Source organism: Jannaschia seosinensis (genome assembly GCF_001408515.1).
GTDB classification, from domain to species: Bacteria; Pseudomonadota; Alphaproteobacteria; order Rhodobacterales; family Rhodobacteraceae; genus Jannaschia; species Jannaschia seosinensis.
The window spans coordinates 1-5,436 of the sequence record NZ_CYPR01000025.1 but is presented as its reverse complement, the minus strand read 5'-3'; the positions used below and the strand labels follow the sequence as shown (position 1 = coordinate 5,436).

Annotated in this window: 6 protein-coding genes and 1 pseudogene; 4 read left to right on the top strand and 3 right to left on the bottom strand. The window is 60.4% G+C overall.

All coding sequences use genetic code 11. The annotated features are described in order from the left end of the window. Window positions 1-309 (bottom strand): DDE-type integrase/transposase/recombinase (locus tag JSE7799_RS02515; RefSeq protein WP_144431523.1); only part of this gene is annotated, 309 nt, incomplete at its 3' end. A 48-nt stretch (window positions 310-357) separates the two neighbouring features. Here JSE7799_RS02515 and JSE7799_RS19430 point away from each other — a divergent pair. Next, window positions 358-576 (top strand): annotated as a pseudogene (locus tag JSE7799_RS19430) (IS5/IS1182 family transposase); the annotation flags it as partial. 98 nt (window positions 577-674) lie between these two features. Here the strand turns inward: JSE7799_RS19430 and JSE7799_RS02505 are convergent. Continuing rightward, window positions 675-1,655 (bottom strand): ParB/RepB/Spo0J family partition protein, encoded by a 981-nt coding sequence (locus tag JSE7799_RS02505; protein WP_055662198.1) that lies wholly within the window; start codon window positions 1,653-1,655, stop codon window positions 675-677. A gap of 1 nt (window position 1,656) precedes the next feature. Continuing rightward, entirely contained in the window at window positions 1,657-3,051 is a 1,395-nt protein-coding gene (locus tag JSE7799_RS02500) for an AAA family ATPase (protein WP_055662197.1), read from the bottom strand. A 407-nt stretch (window positions 3,052-3,458) separates the two neighbouring features. Here JSE7799_RS02500 and JSE7799_RS02495 point away from each other — a divergent pair, with 407 nt between their 5' ends. From JSE7799_RS02495 to JSE7799_RS02490, 3 genes are all read left to right on the top strand, one after another. Then, window positions 3,459-4,484 carry a replication initiator protein A gene (locus JSE7799_RS02495; protein ID WP_055662196.1) on the top strand — a complete coding sequence of 342 codons (1,026 nt, stop codon included), beginning with the start codon at window positions 3,459-3,461 and terminating at the stop codon, window positions 4,482-4,484. Window positions 4,485-4,674: 190 nt separating this feature from the next. Then, window positions 4,675-4,935: a hypothetical protein gene (locus tag JSE7799_RS21210; protein WP_144431521.1), complete on the top strand. Its 261-nt coding sequence runs from the start codon at window positions 4,675-4,677 to the stop codon at window positions 4,933-4,935. A 9-nt stretch (window positions 4,936-4,944) separates the two neighbouring features. Then, window positions 4,945-5,436 (top strand): IS6 family transposase (locus JSE7799_RS02490; protein ID WP_055662200.1); only part of this gene is annotated, 492 nt, incomplete at its 3' end.

Sequence of the window (5,436 nt, the reverse complement as noted above, 5' to 3'; positions counted from 1 at the left end):
GCCTTTCGCGTCGATTGCCCGCCACAACCAATGCTTTGTGCCGTTGATCTTGAGTACGACCTCGTCGAGATGCCACTTGTCGGCTGGCCAGGGCCGATCGCGTCGGATCTTCGCGGCGAACTGCGTCCCGAACTTCGCGACCCACACCCGTATCGTCTCATAGGAAACGGCGACGCCCCGCTCGGCCAGAAGGTCTTCGACATCTCGCAGGCTCAGGGCGAAACGGTGGTACGCCCAGACGGCGTATCCGATGACGGTGCGCGGAAAGCGGTACCCCTTGAGGCGGGAGAGATCGTCGAGGTTCAGCATCCAAGCGAGCTACCGGCCTTCCATGACGCCATCAACCTGACAGTGCCCCTGCGCGCCATCAAACGAATAGGTCGAACGATCTGGCGCCGCTGGAGTGGCTACCACCGTCGCAGCCGTGTCGAGACCAAAATGAACTGCATGAAGCTCCTCGGTCAGAGATTCGCCGCCCGAGACTTCGACCGCCAAACCGCCGAACTCCAAGTCCGTATCGCCATCCTCAACCGCTTCACCGCTCTCGGCATCCCCGTCACGCAGCCCGTCGGCTGACATCAGACGGGGAAGGGGAAGTCCGGCCTTCAGATGCTTCGTGCAACAGCGCCCTGGGAAGGTCACAGCTAGGCATATTTTCGCATGCGAAAATATGCCTAGCCACTCTTCAGCCAGTGCTCGAGCCGGGCCAGCAGGTCGTCCGTCAACTCTTCGCCTGACAATACGACCTTGCCTGCTCTGCGTTCCATCACCAAACCAGGACGCAGCAGCTGCGGCTTGGTAGCAGGACGTCCTCGACCTGCCTTCGCCAGCGTCTTTTCGGATCGAGTCTCTGAAATAATCGTTTCGATCACCGTGCGCTCGGTTTCGGCATCCTGCGGATCGGCCTCAACCAAACGGGTCGCGAATTCGACAGCGACATCTCCGCCTTGAGCCAATGCGGCACCGAGTGCGAGGCCGAGCCGTTCGGGAATGGCGGCCGGAAAGCGTAGCTTGTCACCCACGGCATTATGCACTGTGGCGAACGTCCCGATCTTGGATCTCTTCGCCGGGCTTGCCGAGGGAAAGAGGCTCTGTATCGCGGCAGGCAGATCAGGATGGATGCCCAACCGAACTGCCTCACAGGCAATGCGCGCTCTTTCGTAAAAAGAGATGCCGGACCGGAGCTCATTTTCCTCAACCATGGAGAGGTAGGCCTCAGCTGCTGTTTCCGGACGCCGCAGAACGGCTAGCACCTGAGTTGCGCCTAGAGACTTCAGCGCCATGACACGGCGTAAGCCGGAGATCAGGCCGAAACGGCCTTCACCCCGGTCTACCACTTCGATCGGCACCTGTTGCCCCCGGGCCTGCAAACTGTCTTTCAGCGCCTGCATATCCTCTGCGTCAAAGGCTATTCGGTCACGGGACAGATGCTCGGTCTCCACCGCATCGAGCGGAATGACCTGTGCAAGACGGCCTTCCTCCCGCGCCTCCGAGAGGGCTCGTGCAACGTCTTCGAAAGCTGCCTGCGAAGACGTATCGGCGGCGATCCGAGCAATCGGCGGGGAACCAGTTTCTGTCCCTGACGGTCCGCTCGAGCCTAGGCGTTCATCCGTCCCGTTCAGAAGAGCGGGGCTTAGCCGCCTGCGCTTTGCCATTTCACTCACCTCCCTCGGTTGCCGCCAGTTCGTCGCGCCGCCATGCTCCGATGAGCAGTTTCTTGAAGCCGGCATAGGTTTCGTCGAAGGTCGCGCGCCCACGCACGTAAGTCTCGCGATTGAAGTCGCGGTAATCGGCCTCGTATATCCCCGAGATCCGCTCGCCGGCCTGACCAATCAGCGCGGTGAAGTCCTGCCGGTACGGAGACAGCGCGTCGCCCATATAGGCCTGCATCAACGCGGCGAGCTCGGCCTGCTGGCTGGCGTCGTAACGGGTGAGAACCGCACGCACCGCATCCCATTGGAAACCCATCGGGGGCAGGCCAAGCGCGCGGGCTGCTTGGTTTTCTCCCGTCTCGATCGACGAGAATGTAGCATGCAACATATCGAAGAAGCGGCCGGTCGAGTCGAATTCAAGAAAGCTCGCGCCCAAGGGCACCAGCAGTATGTCTGCTGCACTCAATGCATTGATCGTCAGATATCCGAGAGCCGGAGGCGTATCGAGGACGATGATATCGTACTCCGAAAGCAGGCCATCAGCCTCCAAGCGGTCCGACAAAGCGTCCCACAGCTTCCATCCCCGCCCCTGCATTCGCCAGACCGGGATCTGAAACTCGGCCCAATACAGGTCCAGTTGCGCACCGATGAGATCGATGTTCGGCCAATGAGTCTTCTTGATAAGATCACGGCCTTCCACCTTCAGCGCTTCGTCCAGCGTCTCATCCAAGTTCACAGGCGCCTCGCCCCGAGAAATTCGGACGCGATTTTCGCGTTGTAAATATTCTGCGTGATGGCGGGCCAGCATGGGAAAGGCCGTCTGCCATTCATCGGCAATCTGGCCCCCGAAGATCGAAGTCATGGACCCTTGACTGTCGAGATCGATGACGAGCACGCGGTAGCCATCGAGTGCTGCTGACATGGCGATATGGGCAGCGGTCGAGGTCTTGCCGACGCCGCCCTTGAAGTTCGCGATCGCAACCACCTTGGCCGGCAAGCCCTCAGGTCGGTAAGGAAGGTAGTTCCGCGATTTGGACCCCTCTGTGGCGAAGTGGGCGCGCAAGCGCAGCACCTCGTCGAGAGTGAACCATTTGGCACCGCCACTGGTGTCGCTGTGGCCTTGGGGCAAATCAGGATTCTGCCGAAGCACACGCCGGAAATGAGCCGCCGCGACCGGGATCAGATAGCGTGTGATTTCCCAGGTCGAGAACCGCCTCAGAACCTTTTCGCCACCTGCATCAAGGCCTCGCCCGATCAGGTCTTCGCGCCCGCGCCCGCAGTCCCGCGCGAACTCGGAAAACCCCTTTGTCGTCACCGGAGGCCCTAGTTCTTCCATTGCCCGATCTGGTGAAAGTCCGAAGTAGAGGGGGAGCTCTTCGGCCGCTGCCTGCTTCGTCATCAAGCCCTCATGTCACGTGTTTTTCCCTTGATACTGGAAAATGCAGCACATGCAAGCAAAAGCGCGTCTTAGGCGATATTCTTTATTAAAATCAGTAGCCTGATTTCATACTTAGCAGTTCTCTTTACCCAGTGTGCAAGGCGTAGCTCCTCAAGCGCCTGTTAGTTTATACGTTATTATATATGTTAGGGACTAAACCCTTCGCTCGTAACTTACTGATCTGAAATAGCTTGAAGGCATTCTGAAGCATCTGCCCGACTCTGATACCACGATCGTGTGAATCCGATCCACCGAACGTGTGAATCCGATCCCACGTTCATCTGTGGAAAACTCTGGACCGGCGGCAGAGGCCTCCGTACCTTGGGCGTCAATGAAACACCGAAGAGACTCGGGGCGGGCAGAGCAGTATGTCGGACATCGTTTCGGGCGCGGGCCCGGGCCTCGGCTTCTTCGGGAGCGGCGGCGACGGCTTCTTTTTGTGCGATTTTTTCGATCCGGTTCCCAAAGGGGATATCGGGACCCTTGAGCATCCGGTCTTCAGTCTCTCGACCCGACCTGACCGTCGCATCCTCGAATACGTTCACAACGGAACCGAGGTCACCGTCACTCCTTCGGTCAAGGGGCGCGCGACGATCCACGACAAGGACATCCTGATCTTTTGCACCAGTCAACTGATGGCAGGTATCAATGCGGGCCGTCAGGTTGGCCGCACGTTGCACCTGCGGGCCGCCGATCTGATGGCCGCCACAGGCCGGGACACGTCCGGCGATGGCTACCGGCGTCTGCGCGAGGCATTCGAGCGGCTCGCCGGAACGCGCATCACGACGAACATCACCACCGGGGGCGTCGAGATCACCCAAGGTTTCGGCCTGATCGAGGCTTGGCAGATCGTACGGCGCTCAAAGGGGGGCCGCATGATCAGCGTCTCGGTGACGCTGTCGGACTGGCTGTTCCGGGCGGCTCTGGCCAAGTCGGTTCTGACGCTCAGCCGGGACTACTTCAAGCTGCGCCGCCCGCTCGAGAGGCGGCTCTACGAACTCGCTCGCAAGCATTGCGGCCGCCAAGAGTCTTGGCGGGTCTCGGTCGAGGTGCTGCACAAGAAATCAGGATCAGCATCGCCCCGCCGCGTCTTCCGCGCCATGCTACGGGAAACGATCGCGGCCGACACGCTCCCAGATTATCACCTGAGCGAAGACCCCGGCGACATCCTGCGCGTCACGCCCCGCGACGCGGTCATCGAGGCAGCAGGGCGCCCCGTCCTGCACGCCGATACGCTGGCAAAAGCGCGCACGATGATCCCAGGCTGCGACGTCCACTCGCTTGAGGCAGAGTGGCTCTCCTGGTGGGCCTCCACCGGCCGTCCCCGGCTGCGCTCGGCTGACAAGGCTTTCTTGGGGTGGGTCTCAGGCAAGGCGGAACGCACCTCCAAATAGCGTCGCAACAGACTGCCCTATTGCGTGGCTTGGACGAAACGTTCGCAAACTGGTATTTCTAAAATTACATAAGATAAAATCGATCAGGTTCTGATTTCTTTTTCGCTGCACGATCACTTGGCGGCGAGCGAAAACAGATAGCTCCAATATCCCTTGGCGAAGCTCGGTTTCTGTGCGACCTCCTCCCCCTATGTGGGCTTCACATTGCATCGCCATTCATGTCCCGGTCTATGTTGACGGGCCACGGGTACTTGCCGCTTCGGAATGGCGGCGCGCGCTTTATCTTCTGCGCGACAGCATGGCTGGACGGTTCGATCGCTTTATCCTGGTCGCGCCGACGCGATCTGCGGCGGATCATGCGGGCCGTCTGACGCTGGAGCCCTTGGGCGGGGCAGAGGATGACGGCTTCGAAGGGCACTGTCAGGTTGATGGCGTCATGGAAGGCCGGTAGCTCGCTTGGATGCTGAACCTCAACGATCTCTCCCGCCTCAAGGGGTACCGCTTTCCGCGCACCGTCATCGGATACGCCGTCTGGGCGTACCACCGTTTCGCCCTGAGCCTGCGAGATGTCGAAGACCTTCTGGCCGAGCGGGGCGTCGCCGTTTCCTATGAGACGATACGGGTGTGGGTCGCGAAGTTCGGGACGCAGTTCGCCGCGAAGATCCGACGCGATCGGCCCTGGCCAGCCGACAAGTGGCATCTCGACGAGGTCGTACTCAAGATCAACGGCACGAAGCATTGGTTGTGGCGGGCAATCGACGCGAAAGGCGACGTCTTGGACATCCTCGTGCAGTCATGCCGCGACACCGCGGCCGCGAAGCAGTTCATGCGCAAGCTCTTCAAGAGATGGGGCCTGCCGCGGGTGATGGTGACCGACAAGCTCGGATCCTATGCGGCGGCCAAGGCGAAACTCGCACCCGGCGTAGAGCACCGTCGCCACAAGGGGATCAAC

Coding starts and splice junctions, on each gene's coding strand:
- JSE7799_RS02505 (WP_055662198.1), bottom strand. CDS start 1,655: ATGGCAAAGCGCAGGCGGCTAAGCCCCGCTCTTCTGAACGGGACGGAT.
- JSE7799_RS02500 (WP_055662197.1), bottom strand. CDS start 3,051: ATGACGAAGCAGGCAGCGGCCGAAGAGCTCCCCCTCTACTTCGGACTT.
- JSE7799_RS02495 (WP_055662196.1), top strand. CDS start 3,459: ATGTCGGACATCGTTTCGGGCGCGGGCCCGGGCCTCGGCTTCTTCGGG.
- JSE7799_RS21210 (WP_144431521.1), top strand. CDS start 4,675: ATGTGGGCTTCACATTGCATCGCCATTCATGTCCCGGTCTATGTTGAC.